The following is a 15089-nucleotide window of genomic DNA, read 5'->3' on the forward strand; positions in this document are numbered from 1 at the left end:
TACGCTATCCGGATGCTGTCGCGCCCTGTCCTGCTCGCGTTCCTGCTGCCGGTGTCGGCCGCCATGGCGCTGGCGCTGTCGATCGCCACCGGTATTTCCGGTGCACAACCGCTGCAGCCCGCCGAGACCGATCGCTGCCCCCAGCCGGGCAGCTGGCTGGCCACCACGACTTCCCCGGGCAGCAGCCGGGATGCGGCCCTGCAACCGAGGCCAGGACCCGAACTGATTGCCGAAGCGGCACGGCGGCAGGTCGTGCTCCTCGGCGAACACCACGACAACGCCGACCACCACCGCTGGCAGTTGCAGGTACTGGCCGCCCTGCATGCGCGCCGCCCCGACATGGCGATCGGCTTCGAGATGTTCCCGCGGCGGGTGCAGCCGGCCCTCGACCGCTGGGTAGCCGGCGAACTGTCCGAAGCGGAGTTCCTGCGCCTGTCGGACTGGAACCGGGTGTGGGGCTTCGACCCGCGGCTCTACCTGCCGCTGTTCCACTTCGCCCGCCTTAACCGCATACCCATGATTGCGCTGAACGTGGAACGCACGCTGGTGCGCCAGGTCGGGGCGAGCGGCTGGGACAGCGTACCCGAGGCACAGCGCGAGGGGGTCACCCGCGCCACGCCCGCGCCAGAGGCCTACGCCGCGCAGCTGCGCAAGACCTTCGAGATGCACCTGCCGCCGCGCGCGCCGGGTGCCGCCGCGCCAGCCGACAGCGACATCCGGTTCACCCGCTTCCTAGAAGCCCAGCTCACCTGGGACCGCGCGATGGCGGAAGCCCTTGCCCACCGGGCTCGTGCATCCCCGGCACCGCTCGTGGTTGGCGTGATGGGCAGCGGCCACCTGCAGTTCGGCCACGGCGTCCCGCACCAGTTGCGAGCCCTGGGCATCGCGGATCCTTACACGATGCTGCCGTTCGACGCAGCGCCAGGCCCGGAATGCGCAAGGCCGCCGCAGGCGTTGGCCAACGCGGTGTTCATCGTGCCCCCCGGCGCTGCGCCTGTGCCCGGTCAGCGCCTGGGCATCGCACTCTCGGGCGGCGAAGGATCACCCCGGATAGAGAAGGTCGCGCCAGACAGCCTTGCGGCGCGCAGCGGCCTGCGCGCCGGCGATCGCATCGAGCGCGTCGCCGGTGCCACTGTGCGCGCCGCGGATGACGTCACCGCTGCGGTCCGCGACCAGCCGCCCGGCACGATCCTGCCGGTCGTGGTCCAGCGCGACGGCCGCGAGATCGAGGTGATGGTGCGCTTCCCGCCACGGGCGCCATGAGCAGACAGCGGCACGGCGTACAGCAGGGTACGTCCGCCGCAGCCGCGCGGTCGATCGGCGTCGTCGTGCTGGCTGCGCTGGTGATGGCGGGCACGATGCCGACAGTGTGGGCTGCAGCGGCTGCGGCGGTACCGCTGGCGCGGCCTGCGCATACAGCGGCCTTGCCGCAGGTAACGATGTCGATCCGGTTCGATCCCGAGAGCCGGCTGCTGCACGGAGAAGCCACCTGGACAATCCCGGCGGGCGTCGCACTCGAGCTGTCGCTCGACCGACGCTTCACCCTGGAAGCCGTGTCGGTCGAGGGCCGGCCACAGCCACTGCCTGCGGGCACCTCGGGGGCCGGCAGGCAGACACGCCAGGTCCTCGCGGTCGCAGCAGTGGCCAGCGGCACACGCCAGTGGCAGTTCCGCTGGCAGGGAGAACTCGCCCCCCTCGACCCAAAGATCGACCACCGCGGCGTGATCGCCGCACTGCCGCCGATGGCCTCCCCCCGCGGCAGCTACCTGCCGGCCGGGTCCGGCTGGTACCCCGAGACAACCTCCCCGATCCACTACCGCGTGCGCATCGACCTGCCGGCGAACCAGCGTGCCGTCGTGCCCGGGAGGCTCGTCTCGGAATCGACCGACGCCACCGGCTCGCGCACCGTGTTCGAATCGCAGCTGCCCACCGAAGGCATCACGCTGATGGCCGGCCCGTATCGGGTGGACGAGCGGATGCTGGCCTTGCCGGGCGGACGCAGCGTGCGGCTTCGCACCTACTTCGTCGAGAGCGTGCACGCGCTGGCTCAGGACTACCTCGCCGCCGCCGCCGCGCCGATCGAGCGCCATGACCGCGAGATCGGCCCCTATCCGTTCGACGGCTTCAGCATCGTGTCCTCGCCGCTGCCGACCGGGTTCGGCCTGCCCGGTGCCACCTACATCGGCGAGGCCGTGCTCGGCCTGCCCTTCATGCGTGGCCAATCGCTCGCCCATGAAGTGCTGCACAACTGGTGGGGCAATGGCGTGCGTGCCGACTGGCGCAGCGGCAACTGGAGCGAGGGACTGACCACGCTGATGGCCGACCATGCCCTGCGCGCGGCACAGTCGCCGGAGGCGGCCCGCCTGATGCGCTGGAGCTGGCTGCGCGATTTCGCCGCGGTCGCACCGGGCAGCGATACGCCGCTGGACCGTTTCACCGCGCGCACGCACGGCGCCGCCTCGGCCGTCGGCTACGGCAAGTCGGCGATGCTGTTCCACATGGTCCGCGCCGAGATCGGCGAGGCCGCGTTCGACCAGGCGCTGCGCGACCTCTGGCGCAGCCATGCCGGACGTACCGCCTCGTGGCAGGACCTGCAGCTGGCCTTCGAACGCCGCGCCGGGCGCTCGCTGGGCGGACTGTTCACACCGATGGTCACCGGCACCGGCGCACCGTCGCTGGTTGCACAGTCGATCCGCGCGCATGCAGCGGGCGGCGCGCTGCAGGTCACGTTCGCCGAGCCGATGCCGTATTCGTTTTCACTGCCCGTGGTCGCCTGGACCGGCACGCGCACCGAACCCGGCACGCTGGAACTGCGGCGCGGCGAGCGCACCGCCATCTACACGGTGCCGGGCGGACGCATGCCCGAGGCGCTGCAGCTCGACCCGGGTTTCGCAGCGTGGCGCCGGCTCGGACCCGACGAATCGCCGCCGCTGCTGCGCGATGCCATGCTGGCGGCCGACATCCGCGTGATCGTCGCCAGCGACGGTGACGACGGCTGGAAGGCGGCCGCCAGCGAGCTCGCGTCCAGGATGCGCGAGGCAGCGCGCCCCCCCGCCGCCCGGCCATCAGACCTGGACGCACCCGGCCCGCTGCTGGTGATCGGGCGCCACGAAGACATCGAGCGCCTGGTGCGCCGCGACCCGCGCCTGGCACGTCCGGCCGCACTCGCACGCATGCCCGACGCCGCGCTGTGGGCTGCCCGCGCCGCGAACGGCGCCCCCCGCCTGCTGGTCTCGGTCGAAGACACCGCCTCACTGATCGACCTGCACCGGCGGGCACCGCATTACGGCGCCCAGGGACATGTCGGCTTCCGCAACGGACGGGCGATCGTGTCGGGCGTGGGGAGCATCGAGACACCGAGGATTCCGGTTTCGCCCTGAGGCCGCCCGAGTCGCCCTGGCGCCGACGCAGCCTTCCCGGCAGCCATAGTTGTTCGCCGCATATCCATCGAAACAGATATACGTTCTTGTTCTGTCTGCCCCGCGTTACCCTTGCGGCCCTTGTACGACGGATGACGCTCGATGCACGACAGACAGCCCCACACGCGACGTGTTCCCAACTCGCTCGCCACCCTGCTGATCGGCATCTGTTTCGCGCTTCTTCCCTGGGGTGCCTCGGCCACCGATGTGCGCTTCCCGAACCGGCCGGTACGCTTCATCGTCGGCAACACCGCTGGCAGCGGCGCAGACCTGGCAGCCCGCATCGTCGCGCGCGGCCTCACGGACGCATGGAAGGAGACGGTGATCGTCGACAACCGTGGCGGCGTCGGCGGGCTGCTCGCGGCCGAGATCGTCGCCAAGGCGGAGCCCGACGGCCAGACGCTGATGCTGGCCCAGGAGGGTGCCATCGTCATCGCCCCGGCCATCCAGCGCAACCTGAGCTTCGATCCGCAGAAGGCGCTGGCACCGGTGGTCAATCTCGCCGATACCGATTACGTGCTGATCGCGTCGGCGAAGTCCGGCATCAAGACCCTCGACGACCTTCGTACACTGGCCCTGAAGCAGCCCGGGCAGCGCACCTTTGCCTCGGCCGGCGTAGGCACCGTTCACCACCTCGGCTTCGAGCAGCTGAACCAGTTGCTGGGCATCTCGATGGTGCACGTGCCGTTCAAGGGCGGACCGCCCGGCGCAGCCGAGGTCGCGGCCGGCAACGTCGACGTGATGTTCGTCTCGCCCGCCGCCGCCATGGGCTTCGCCACCAGCGGCCGCGTGTTCCCGGTGGCAACCGGCGGCGTCAAGCGCAATCCTCAGTTCCCGGCGGCGCCCGCGGTCGGCGAAACCTACAAGGGCTTCCGCGTGGTGAGCTGGTTCGCGCTGTATGCGCCGGCGAGCGCGCCACCACGCCTGCTCGAAAAGATCGCGCGCGATGCCACGGATGTCGTGCGCTCGCCCGACATCCGCAGCCAGCTCACCGCGCAGGGCATCAACCCGGTGGGCGGCACGCCCAAGCAGATGGCCGACCTGGTGCGCTCGGACGCGCGTACGTACGGGGAGACGATCAAGCGGCTGAAGATCACGGCGGACTGACCCGCGCCTTGCCCGCTGCCGCAGCCAGTCGCGCATGCCGGCTGCGGGTGCCGCGGTCGCGGTAGAATCGCCACGTGGGTACCGCTCGCCGGTGCACGCCCCGGTAGCTCAGTGGATAGAGCAGCCCCCTCCTAAGGGGCAGGTCGGACGTTCGATTCGTCTTCGGGGCGCCAGTACGATCCCCTCCCAAGTGCACGAGAAACGCACCGGAGTGCGGCAATCCTCCGACGTCGATGATGCTTTCAAACGCCCCTGCCAGCCCCACGCACTGCCGCCTTCCGGCCGCAAGCCTCGCGCCGATGCGCTGCACCGGCACGCATCGCCCCCGCATCACCCGCAGGTGCTTCTACCTAGCGCCCGCGCCCGGGCTCGCTTTCGTCGCTTTCGTCGAAGGCGAATCGGCAGACCCCGCGCTACGCTGCGCGAGGTAATGCGCGATCGCGGCAATATCCGAGTCGACGGCCTTGTACATCACCGCATTCATGCTGGTATCCGTGCCGCTGCGCCGGTCGTCCCGGTAGGCGCGCAGCGCGGCTGCCAGGTAGTCTTCACGCTGGTTGACCAGACGCGGCACCTGGCGCTGCCCGCTGTAGTCGCCCATGTGGCAGCTGTTGCAACCCATCGCCCCGGACAGCGCTTCGCCGCGGGCGTACAACGCCGGATCGCGCGCAGGCGGGCTGCTGAACGGCCGGGCTGCTCCGTAGTAGGTGGCGATATCCACCAGATCGCGGTCGTTGAGCCCCTTCAGTGTCCCGGTCATCGCCGGCACGTCGCGCAACCCTTCGCGCATCAGCACCAGTTGCAGCATCAGGAACTCCGGCTGCTGGCTGGCCAGCGCCGGGGTGCCTGGAATCGGCGCCGCACCGTGTTCGCCGTGACAGCCGGCGCAGGCAGCGGCGAGCGCTGCCCCCCTGGCAGGATCGCCGGCACGCCAGACCTGCTGGGCGGACGCCACGCTGGCTGCGAGCGTCGCGGCCAGCGCAACCGACGCGAACACGCGCCGCAACGGCTGCGGCGCGCGATCGACGTTGCCTGTCACCGCGAGTAGCTCACGCGGTAGATCGCGCCATTCTGCTCGTCGGCGACCAGCATCGATCCGTCGGGCAACTGCAGCACATCGACCGGCCGGCCGTAGTAGGCGTTCTTCGCGGTATCCAGGAAGCCGGTCATGAACGGGGTGACCCGCGCATTGCGGCCATCCGGCGTCGTCGTCACGCGCACCACGTCATAGCCTGCGCGTTCGGTGCGGTTCCACGAACCGCGACGCGCGATCATGATCGAGTTCTGGTAGTCGGCCGGGAACATCTTGCCGGTGTAGAAGCGCATGCCCAGTGCGGCCGTGTGCGCCCCAAGCAACGTCACCGGAAGAATGGTGTTGGCGCAGGGATTGGGCACGCGGACATCCGGGTCGGGCTGTCCGTTGGCGTGGCAGTACGGGAAGCCGAAGTTCGCGCCGATCATGTTGGCAGGCAGGCGGTTGAGTTCGTCCTCGAAGCCGTTCTCGCCAGCCCAGTCACGTCCGTTGTCGGTGAACCAGAGCTCGCCGGTCTTCGGATGGAAGTCGAAGCCCACGGTGTTGCGTACACCGCGCGCGACGATCTCCATGCCCGAGCCATCGAGGTTGTAGCGACGGATCTGACCATGCACGCCGGGGTTGATCTCGCAGGCATTGCAGGGCGCGCCGACCTGGAAATAGATCTTCCCGTCGGGGCCGAAGGCAAGGAACTTCCAGTTGTGGTGCACCTCGGGCGGCAACTTGAACGCCTCGGTCATGTCAACCGGCGTCGGGATGTTCTCGAGGTTGGCCTCGATGTTGTCGTAGCGGAACACGCGGTTGATCGCAGCGATGTACAGCGAGCCGTTCTGCACCAGCACGCCGTTGGGCTGCACGAGCTTCTCTGCAACCACCTTGTTGACGCGCTGGCCGTTCTGCTCGTAGACCGCGTAGACGCGGCCGATCGTGCGGGTGCCGACGAACACCGTGCCCCCCGGGGCACGTGCCATCATGCGTCCACCGGGAATGCCGTGCGCCCAGACTTCCACCTTGAAGCCCTCGGGCACGCGGATGCGGTCGAGCGGGATCTGGTCGAGCGGTGTCGCGATGAGGTGCGGCGGGTTGGCCGTGAGGTTGGGATTGGTCATCCGCTCGGGGAAATACCCGCCCATGGCGCGGCGCGCCTCGATCTCCTGGGGCGTCGGCGGTTTGGTCGGCGTCTGTGCACCAGCCGCTCCGGCAAGGATCCCGAACGCGCCGGCCAGCGCGGCAGGCAGTACGCTGCGCGCGAGCGCAGCCATCCATTTTCTGCTCATCGATTGACTCCCCCTGGTCTGGGCGCGCGTGCAGCCGGAGCATGTCCCCGGCGATACCGCGCGTCCCGCCACCACATTGTGGCCGGAAAAGCATACCGTAGATGGCAGATGCCTGTGAAGCCAGCCTGTGCAACCCTGGCGCGGTGCGGCGCAGGCCGTGGCCGGTTCCGCTACGCGCGCTTGCGGCCGGCACTGCGCTTCGCGCCGCCGGCCCGCTTCGCTGGCGCCGCCTTCGGCCCCCCGCCCTCAGGGCTGCGCACGAGCAGCACCGGGATCGGTGAGAGGCGCACGACGCTCTCGGCGTCGCTGCCCATCAGCAGGTGGCTGAACCCGCGTCGGCCGTGGGTGCCGAGCACGATCACCTCGGCCTTCCAGGCTCCCGCATACTCGACGATCAGCTCCGCGATCGGAAAGCCACGGTTGTCGATCAGCGCCGTGCGCGCCTTCACCCCACGCCGGGCAGCCTTGGCGGCCGCCTTCTGCAGCACCTGCTTGCCCGACTCGCGCAACAATTGGAACAGGTCATCCGCATAGGCTGCGGCTTCCGGGTACATCGCGAGCGCAGTCGGTTCGATCGCATGCAGGATGCACAACTGGGCCGACTCGCCCCTGGCCAGCTTGATGGCCTCGTCGAGGCCGCGTGCGGATGTGTCGCTGTCGTCGATCGCTACCAGTATCTTGCGGTACATGTGGGGTCTCCTGTGCGGGCCGGGCGAGGGCCCGGTAGCGCCAGTGTAGGCCTGCTTGCCATCGCTTCCTTGATGAAAATCAAGGGACGGCATCGATGCGCCGCTGCCGATGCCGGCGCAGGCAGACGGGAATTGCTACGATGACGGACGATTTCGACCCGAAGGAGTCCCGCATGGCCCAGCTACCGAATCGCACCCGTCGGGGCTTCACCGTCAGCCTCGCCCTGCTCGGCACCTCCGTCGCGCTGACGTCGATGCTGCCCGGCTGCGCAGCCACGCCGGCCATCGACCATGACGCGGTGCTGGCCAGCCCGCTGCGGCCGGACGATGACCGCAAGGCCGATGCGCGGCGGCTGCCGGCCGACCTGCTGCGCCTGTCGATGGTGCGCCCGGGCATGAGCGTGCTCGACATCTCCGCCGGCGGTGGTTACACCACGCAGGTGTTCTCGGTCGCGGTGGGGGCGACCGGCAAGGTCTGGGCGCAGGCACCTAAACCGGGGCCTGCCCTCCTCGCGCGCGCGAAGGCCACGCCGTCCGCCATCGAAGTTCTGACGCGCCCGTTCGACGATCCGTTCCCGGCCGACGCGCCGCGCGTCGATCTGGTCACGCTGGTCCTGTCCTACCACGACATCGTGAACACGCCGACCGACCGCATGAAGATGAACCGGGCGATGTTCGATGCACTCAAACCCGGCGGCCGGCTGGTGATCATGGACCACTCCGGGCGGCCCGGCACCGGCCTCACCGAAACGCAGACCCTGCACCGCATCGAAGAGGCGGCGCTGCGCCGCGAGATCGAGGCGGCAGGCTTCGTGTTCGAGGCTGACGGCGCGGCGTGGCGCAACCCTGCCGACGCGCGCGCGTCCCACTACAGAGAAGCGAAACCGTCGAGCGACAAGTTCGCGCTGCGCTTCGCGCGACCGCGCTAGCGGCCTGCGGCAGGCGAACCGCCGGCCAGCGGGCAGCGAATCAGGCCACCAGCTGCTTCACCAGCGCATCCACTTCCCGGAGCGTAGCTGCGCGCATCTCGTCCTCGGTCATGTTGCTGATCGGATGCGGCAGCTCGATGTACGGATGGCCGGCCATGCCCTTTGACCGGAACTGGAAGATGCAGGCATTGCGGAACGCCTGCGTGATGATCACGGTCGCGGGGATGCCTCGTTTCTCGAACTCCACGGTGTCGTGCACACTGCACAACGTGCAGGACCCTCACCCACCCACGGCAGCGACGGCCAGGTGGGCCTCCTGCGCGAGTTCGTCGATCAGCTGGTCGGTGGCCGGCTTCGAGTAATGCTCCTTGCGCCGGATGATCACCTTCGCCACGCCGTGGCGCTCACGCAGCACCTGCGCGACGGTCTCGAGGATCAGGCTGCCCTGCTCCTTGGTGTTGTCGATCATCGCGACCACCTTGCCGGCGAGGTCCATCGGCCGCGGTGCGAGGGCGACCGGCGGCCGGTTGCCACCGGCGGTCGGATCGATGAAGGGCAGTTCGTTCATGTCGTGTGTGCTCCCAGGTGTGTTCGTTTCATTGGCCGTGGACGCCGTGAACGTCGTATGCGCCGTGCACCGCCCGGCTGCCGCCGCTCCAGCCATGGCAGATCGCGGTGCACGGTCCCCAGCCACCGGCGACGATCAATTGCAGGTCGACCGGATCCTTCAGCGTAGGGATGAAGCAGGCATCGTCGTCGGGGTCGACCTTGATCGGGAACTGCAGCGCCCGCTCGCGGCGCCAGTTGCCGCCGCGCTTCAGGTCACCGACCGTGCGCCCGGCGCGCTCGACCAGCCAACGGTGCACGTCTTCGCGGCTCATGCCGGCCTGCGCGCAGATCGTCGCATGCTGCGGGCCCATCGCTACCACCATGTCCGAGCGCGCATGCATGTTCCACGAACCGAGCGCGGTCATGCCGTCGGCGATGCCGGTCAGCAGGCGCTCGGGCTCCTGACTCACGTCGTCGAAGTGCAGGCGCGGGCTCTCGACCATCGCGCAGGTGATGACGTCCTGCGTGGCACCATAGCCCTTGGACACGGCCAGGCTGTCCCACGGGCTCCGTGCGGTGTTCTCGGTGATGCAGGCGGTGTAGCGCATCGGCGTGGCGAAGATGGTTGCCGAGGCGATGCCGGCCATGCCGCCGCCGAGGTTGAGCAGCATCAGGCGGATCGCACGCCCGATGGTCGCGTTGGCGCGAAAGCCCGGTCCGAAGCAGCCGTTGCTGCCGTTCAGGCCAATGGCCGCCGCATGCGGGCCGTTGACGATCATCAGGGGTGCCACGCCGTGCATCGTGCCCTGCACGCCGTTCAGGTTGAACGCGTCGCGCAGGATCAGCGGCAGTGCGCCAAGCACGACTGGTACGTATTCGGGACGGCAGCCAGCCATCAGCGCGTGGATGGCCGCGATGCGCACCGTCACCGGCTCCATCGCCGGCGGCACGCGCCCGATCAGCTCGTCCGGTTCGCGCCCGGCCGCGGCCAGGAACGGTGCCAGGCGTGCCTCGGTCGGCGTCACCACCGGCAGGCCGTCCGACCACGGCTTTTCGAGGAAGAATTCGAATTCGTCGATCACTGCATCCTTTCCCTGCACATGTCCTTCGTCATCAGTCGGTGCGGTAGGTGCCATGCACCGCACGGCTGCCGCCGCCCCAGCCATGCGCAACCGCGCTGACCGGCCCCCAGCCGCCGGCGACCATCAGGTGCAGGTCGCGCGGGTCCTTGATCACCGGCACGAAGGCGGCATCGTCGGACGGGTCCACGCCGATCTTCCGAGCCCGTTCGTCACGCCAGTTGCCCCCCCGGCGCATCTGCGCCACCTGCATGCCGGCATTGGCCACCAGCCACTCGTGCACGCGCGCCCGCGGCCAGCCAGAACGCTCGCAGAGCGTCGCCTGCTCGGGGCCGATCACCACGACCATGTCCGAGCGCACATGCATGTTCCAGCTGCTCATCGCGGCCATGGTGTCGGCGATGCCGGTGAGCAGCCGTACCGGCTCCTGGCTCACGTCGTCGTAGCACAGGCGCGGACTCTCGACCATCGCGCAGGTGATCACGTCTTCGTCCGGCCGGTAGCCGCGCGAGACCGCCAGCGTCTCCCAAGGGCTGCGCTCGCTGTTTTCGGTCCAGCAGGCGGTGTAGCGCTGCGGCGTCGACAGCACGGTGGCCGAAGCCAGCCCGGGGATGCCGCCGCCCAGGTTGAGCAGGATCAGCCGGATTGCCCGGCCGATGGTGGCGTTGGCACGGAAACCCGGCCCGAGGCAGCCGTTGCCGCCGTGCAGGCCGATCTTCGCCGCATACGGGCCGTTGACGATCATCAGCGGTGCGACGCCGTGCATCGTGCCCTGCACGCCGTTCATGTTGAACGGCTCCTGCAGGATCAGCGACAGACCGCCCAGCACCACCGGCAGGTACTCGGGACGGCAGCCGGCCATCACCGCATGCAGCGCGACATCGCGCACGGTCGCGACATTCATCGCCGGCGGCACTGGCCCGACCACCTCGGCTGCATCGCGCCGCGTGCCGGCGAGCATCCAGTCGAGCCGTGCCTGCGTCGGCGTCACCACCGGCAGGCCGTCGCTCCACGGCTTGTCGAAGAAGAACTCGAAAGGATCGAGATCCGTCGCTGCGCTCATTGGGCGGTAAGTTTCGCCGCCTTCACCACCTTCGTGTAGCGGGCGATCTCGCCTTCGATGAAGCGGCGGAAGTCTGCCGGGCTGTTCGACATCGGGTCGGCCCCGAGCTTGACCAGCGCGGCGGCGTTCTTCGGGTCGGCTACCGCGCGCGCGGTCTCTTTCGCCAGCCGGTCGATGATCTCGCGCGGTGTTCCGGCGGGCGCAAGCAGTCCGTACCACTGGGTGACCTGGAAATCGTTGATCTGCTCGGCGATCGCCGGCACGTCCTTGATCGTGCGCTTGAGGCCGGTGGTCGCGATGATGCGCATCTTTCCCTGCTGGGCGAACGGCACCACGGCCGGCCCGGTGCCGTAGAGCATCGTCGCCTCGCCCGAGAGCACGGCGACCACGGCCGGACCGTTGCCCTTGTACGGCACGTGAAGCATGTTCACGCCCCCGAGCAGGTTCAGCAGCTCACCGGCGAGGTGCGGACCACCCAGTGCACCGCTGGAGGCGAAGCTGAGTTCGCCCGGGCGCTTCTTCGCGAGCGCGAGCAGGTCGCCGAGGTTCCTCACCGGCAGCGACGGATGCACGGTCAGGATGTAGTCGGAGGTCGCGATCAGGCTGATCGGCGCCAGGTCGCGCAGCGGGTCGTAGGGCAGCTTCGGGTTGGACGCCGGCAGGATCGCCATCGGTGCGACGTTGCCGAGCACGAGCGTGTAGCCATCGGCAGGCGACTTGCTGGCCACCTCGGTGCCGATCTGCCCGCTGGCACCCGGACGGGTATCGACGACGAACGTCTGGCCGAGTTGCTCGGTCAGCGCATTGGTCGCGATGCGGCCCACCGCGTCGGTGCCACCGCCGGGCGGATACGGGAAGATCACGCGCACCGGCTTGGCCGGCCAGGCCGGTGCCTGCGCGGCCGCGATCGCTGGCAGCCCCGCCGCGACGGTCAGTGCCGCCAGCATGAGAGCCCGCGTGGGTGTGGCGGGCAAGCGCGGCGCGTGCCGCGAGACAGTAACGAATCGGTCCATGATCTCCTCCAGGGCTGGTGCGCCGGCTTCAGCCGGCGGCTACGTGGCGCGCGAAGTGTACCCATTGCCGCGCGCAGCCGGGGAACAGCCGCGCGCCTGGCCCGCTCACGCCCGGTCAGCCCTCGACATGGTTGGCCGGGTCGGCGGTGAAACGCTGGAACGCCGGCCGCTCTACCAGCCCGGCATACCAGCGCTCGATGTTCGGGAAGCGCGGGCGCTCGGCTTCCAGCAGCACCCAGCGATGGACGCGGATGCCGATCGGGATGTCGCCGAAGGTGAAGCGGTCGCCGACCATGAAGCGGCTCTGCCCGAGCTGGGCCTCGATGATCTCCAGCCGCTTGTTGAATGCGGCGCGCGCCTTCGCCAGATTGTCCGCGCTGCGCTGCTCCGGAGGCAGCCGCACCAGTTCCATCACGAGTTCGTGCTGCGGCGGCAGCAGTTCGTTGTTCTCGAAATCCTGCCAGCGGGTCGCCGACGCAAAGGTGCGCACGTCGTTGCCGTACATCGCCTCGGGCGCGTACTGCATCACCAGGTAGCGGCAGATCGCGTTCGACTCCCACAGCACGTAGCCGTCGTCGTCGATCGTCGGGATGCGTCCGTTGGGATTGAGCGCACGATACTGAGGCGTGTCGACCACGCCGAAGGGCGTATTGCCCTTCGCGACATGGCCGCCCGGCCCCATCACGCCGCTGGCCAGGATGAAATCGAAGTCGATTCCGATCTCGGCGAGCGTCCAGAGCACCTTCTGCGTGCGATTGGATGTCAGCCTGCCCCAGAGCTTCAGCATTGCAGCAACTCCTTCACGGACCGTGCAGCCAGCGCCGCATCGGCCACTGCATCGACCAGCCGCCCGCCGTATCCGGCACGCACGGCCCCGACCGCGTAGACGCCCGGCAGCGACGCGGCGAGCCGCGCATCGGTCTCGATCGCGCCATGCGCGTCGATGGCCAGCGCGGTCCATCCACTGTTGGGCACCAGGCCGACGCACGGGTATACCGCGCGCACCGGCAGCCGGGACGTTCCCGAGGGCCCGGCGACGGTCACCGCGTCAATGCCGTCGGTGCCTTCGATCGAGGCCAGCGTCGACTGCCAGTGGATGCGCAGCGCCTCGCCGCGCCCCGCGAAGGCCTGCTCGAATGCAGCGCGCACCGCCGGCCGCGCGCGGAACGCGCTGCCCCGATGGACGACATGTACCGTGCGCGCGTAGTGCGCCAGCACTGCGGCCTCCTGCAGCGCGCTGTCGCCACCACCGACCACCACCACATCGGCGCCCTTGACCAGGGGCCCGTCACAGTCGGCACAGTGCGACAGGCCGCGGTCGACATAGTCCGCCTCGGCCGGGATGCCGAGTGGCCGCCGCGAGGCGCCGGTAGCGACCACCACGCAGCGCGCTTCATGCGTGCCCCCATCGGTGTGCAGCCGCAGGCCGCTGCCCGATGCCTCGAGTCCGGTCGCGCAACCGCCCAGGCTCTCGACGCCGGCGTCGGCTGCCTCGGTGATCCAGTTCGCGGCCAGGTCGCTGCCGGAGCAGGGTTCGCCTCCGCCGTCCGGCCAGTCGATCAGCTCGTTGATGCTCGTCACCAGACCGCCGAACATCATCTGCTCGACGGTACCGGTGCGCAGCCCGGCGCGCGCGCAGTCGCGCGCCGTCGCCAGCCCGGCGATGCCCTCGCCCACCACGATCACGTCGAAGCTCATCGTGCGCCCTTGCCCACCGTGCCGACCCACGCCCTGCAGAGCGACAGCACTCGCTCGATGTCGGATGCGTCGTTGTAGACATGGATGGAGAAGCGCAGCGCGCCGCGCCGCACCGACAGCTTCACGCCATGGGCGCTCAGGTGCTCGTAGAGCGACTGCATGCGGCCGTCGTCGGCCACGTCGTGGCCATCGCCCATCGCACCGATCATCACGATCTGGCTGCGCTGCGCGCCGCGCGGCGCGCCGATCAGCGGCAGGCCGAGCGCCTGCAGGCCTTCCGCCAGCTGCACGGCCAGCGCGGTATTGTGCGCCTCGATGTTCGCGATGCCGACGCGGTGGATCAGGTCCATCGACGCATCGGCCGCGGCAGCGCCGATGAAGTTGTAGTTGCCCAGGTCGAAGCGCCGCGCGCCCGGCATCAGCTTGAAGTCGAAGTCGCCCAGCGCCGCCTCGCCCTTCTCGCCCAGGTCGACGCCGAAGCGCGCGAGAAACATCGGCGCGAGGCGCTCGGCCCAGCGCCGGCGCACGTACAGGAAGCCCATGCCGTAGAGCGCGAGCAGGCCCTTCTGCGTCGATACCGCGAGCGCATCGATGCCGAAGCGCTCGACATCGCTGTCGATCATGCCGGCCGACTGCGCGCCGTCGACCATGAACAGCGCGTCGTGGCGGCGGCAGGCGTCCGACAGGGGCGCGAGGTCGGTACGGAAGCCGGGCGCGAAACTCACCGCGCACAGCGTGACCAGCCGGGTCTTCGCGTCCACCGCCGCGGCCATCTCCTCCACCGGGTACATGCCGCCGCTCATCGGGATCGCGCGCACCTCGACGCCGAACCGTCGCGCCAGGTTGAGCCAGACGTACACGTTGTTCGCGTGCTCCAGGTCGGCGCAGAGCACCACGTTCTCGCCCGGCTTCCAGTCGATCGCGGTGGCGACGATGTTGAGTCCCTCGGAGATGTTCTTGGTGTAGGCGATCTCGTCCGGGTGGGCGTTCACGAGCCGCGCGAAGCTGGCGCGGGTACGCTCGACCAGCGCGAACATCGCAGCCTTGTCGCCGCCGAGCATCCGCATGTCGAGGTGGCGCTCGATCGCCTCGCGCACCGGGGTGCCGATCAAGCAGCGGCCGGCCACGTCGAGGTAGGTCTGCGACAGCGCGCCGGGGTACATCGCGCGGACCTGGGCCGGTGTCAGTGGTGCCTGGCTGACGGCAGCCGGTGCCTTCATGTCATTCATGGTG

Annotated in this window: 15 protein-coding genes and 1 tRNA gene; 5 read left to right on the forward strand and 11 right to left on the reverse strand. The window is 69.5% G+C overall.

The features are described 5' to 3' along the window. Nucleotides 1-12 precede the first annotated feature (12 nt). The 4 genes from ING98_01340 to ING98_01355 all read left to right on the forward strand — a co-directional run bounded on the left by ING98_01340 (nt 13) and on the right by ING98_01355 (nt 4699). Nucleotides 13-1263: a ChaN family lipoprotein gene (locus ING98_01340; protein ID MCA3100492.1), complete on the forward strand. Its 1251-nt coding sequence runs from the start codon at nt 13-15 to the stop codon at nt 1261-1263. Beyond that, a complete protein-coding gene (locus tag ING98_01345) occupies nt 1260-3380 on the forward strand; it encodes a M1 family peptidase (protein MCA3100493.1) in 2121 nt (706 codons plus the stop codon). The genes ING98_01340 and ING98_01345 overlap by 4 nt, the downstream gene beginning before the upstream one ends. A gap of 141 nt (nt 3381-3521) precedes the next feature. Continuing rightward, on the forward strand, nt 3522-4526 hold the full coding sequence (locus tag ING98_01350) for a tripartite tricarboxylate transporter substrate binding protein (GenBank protein ID MCA3100494.1): 1005 nt from the start codon (nt 3522-3524) through the stop codon (nt 4524-4526). Between the two features lie 97 nt (nt 4527-4623). Next, nucleotides 4624-4699: transfer RNA gene (locus ING98_01355), tRNA-Arg, on the forward strand. 173 nt (nt 4700-4872) lie between these two features. Here ING98_01355 and ING98_01360 read toward each other — a convergent pair. The 3 genes from ING98_01360 to ING98_01370 form a co-directional block, all read right to left on the reverse strand. Continuing rightward, complete coding sequence (locus ING98_01360; GenBank protein ID MCA3100495.1) at nt 4873-5565, reverse strand: c-type cytochrome; 693 nt, start codon at nt 5563-5565, stop codon at nt 4873-4875. Next, entirely contained in the window at nt 5562-6629 is a 1068-nt protein-coding gene (locus ING98_01365) for a PQQ-dependent sugar dehydrogenase (GenBank protein ID MCA3100496.1), read from the reverse strand. The genes ING98_01360 and ING98_01365 overlap by 4 nt, the downstream gene beginning before the upstream one ends. A 377-nt stretch (nt 6630-7006) precedes the next feature. Then, nucleotides 7007-7525, reverse strand: coding sequence for a universal stress protein (locus ING98_01370; protein ID MCA3100497.1), 519 nt, complete (start codon nt 7523-7525; stop codon nt 7007-7009). Between the two features lie 173 nt (nt 7526-7698). Here ING98_01370 and ING98_01375 point away from each other — a divergent pair, with 173 nt between their 5' ends. After that, entirely contained in the window at nt 7699-8454 is a 756-nt protein-coding gene (locus ING98_01375; protein ID MCA3100498.1) for a class I SAM-dependent methyltransferase, read from the forward strand. 40 nt (nt 8455-8494) lie between these two features. On the opposite strand, the gene ING98_01380 is transcribed toward ING98_01375, so the two are convergent. From ING98_01380 to ING98_01415, 8 genes are all read right to left on the reverse strand, one after another. Next, a complete protein-coding gene (locus ING98_01380) occupies nt 8495-8713 on the reverse strand; it encodes a hypothetical protein (GenBank protein MCA3100499.1) in 219 nt (72 codons plus the stop codon). Between the two features lie 21 nt (nt 8714-8734). After that, complete coding sequence (locus ING98_01385) at nt 8735-9022, reverse strand: hypothetical protein (protein ID MCA3100500.1); 288 nt, start codon at nt 9020-9022, stop codon at nt 8735-8737. A 28-nt stretch (nt 9023-9050) separates the two neighbouring features. Beyond that, nucleotides 9051-10085 (reverse strand): hypothetical protein, encoded by a 1035-nt coding sequence (locus ING98_01390; GenBank protein MCA3100501.1) that lies wholly within the window; start codon nt 10083-10085, stop codon nt 9051-9053. 31 nt (nt 10086-10116) lie between these two features. After that, entirely contained in the window at nt 10117-11145 is a 1029-nt protein-coding gene (locus tag ING98_01395) for a hypothetical protein (protein ID MCA3100502.1), read from the reverse strand. Beyond that, nucleotides 11142-12158, reverse strand: a complete 1017-nt coding sequence (locus ING98_01400; GenBank protein MCA3100503.1) for a tripartite tricarboxylate transporter substrate binding protein — start codon at nt 12156-12158, stop codon at nt 11142-11144. The genes ING98_01395 and ING98_01400 overlap by 4 nt, the downstream gene beginning before the upstream one ends. 115 nt (nt 12159-12273) lie before the next feature. Next, nucleotides 12274-12945, reverse strand: a complete 672-nt coding sequence (locus tag ING98_01405) for a glutathione S-transferase family protein (GenBank protein ID MCA3100504.1) — start codon at nt 12943-12945, stop codon at nt 12274-12276. Then, nucleotides 12939-13856, reverse strand: a complete 918-nt coding sequence (locus ING98_01410) for an FAD-dependent oxidoreductase (protein MCA3100505.1) — start codon at nt 13854-13856, stop codon at nt 12939-12941. The genes ING98_01405 and ING98_01410 overlap by 7 nt, the downstream gene beginning before the upstream one ends. Further along, nucleotides 13853-15085: an aminotransferase class V-fold PLP-dependent enzyme gene (locus ING98_01415; GenBank protein MCA3100506.1), complete on the reverse strand. Its 1233-nt coding sequence runs from the start codon at nt 15083-15085 to the stop codon at nt 13853-13855. The genes ING98_01410 and ING98_01415 overlap by 4 nt, the downstream gene beginning before the upstream one ends. Nucleotides 15086-15089 lie beyond the last annotated feature (4 nt).

This window comes from Rhodocyclaceae bacterium, assembly GCA_020248265.1.
Lineage (GTDB): Bacteria > Pseudomonadota > Gammaproteobacteria > Burkholderiales > CAIKXV01 > CAIKXV01.

Coding starts and splice junctions, on each gene's coding strand:
- ING98_01340 (MCA3100492.1), top strand. CDS start 13: ATGCTGTCGCGCCCTGTCCTGCTCGCGTTCCTGCTGCCGGTGTCGGCC.
- ING98_01345 (MCA3100493.1), top strand. CDS start 1,260: ATGAGCAGACAGCGGCACGGCGTACAGCAGGGTACGTCCGCCGCAGCC.
- ING98_01350 (MCA3100494.1), top strand. CDS start 3,522: ATGCACGACAGACAGCCCCACACGCGACGTGTTCCCAACTCGCTCGCC.
- ING98_01370 (MCA3100497.1), bottom strand. CDS start 7,525: ATGTACCGCAAGATACTGGTAGCGATCGACGACAGCGACACATCCGCA.
- ING98_01375 (MCA3100498.1), top strand. CDS start 7,699: ATGGCCCAGCTACCGAATCGCACCCGTCGGGGCTTCACCGTCAGCCTC.
- ING98_01385 (MCA3100500.1), bottom strand. CDS start 9,022: ATGAACGAACTGCCCTTCATCGATCCGACCGCCGGTGGCAACCGGCCG.
- ING98_01395 (MCA3100502.1), bottom strand. CDS start 11,145: ATGAGCGCAGCGACGGATCTCGATCCTTTCGAGTTCTTCTTCGACAAG.
- ING98_01400 (MCA3100503.1), bottom strand. CDS start 12,158: ATGGACCGATTCGTTACTGTCTCGCGGCACGCGCCGCGCTTGCCCGCC.
- ING98_01405 (MCA3100504.1), bottom strand. CDS start 12,945: ATGCTGAAGCTCTGGGGCAGGCTGACATCCAATCGCACGCAGAAGGTG.
- ING98_01410 (MCA3100505.1), bottom strand. CDS start 13,856: ATGAGCTTCGACGTGATCGTGGTGGGCGAGGGCATCGCCGGGCTGGCG.
- ING98_01415 (MCA3100506.1), bottom strand. CDS start 15,085: ATGAATGACATGAAGGCACCGGCTGCCGTCAGCCAGGCACCACTGACA.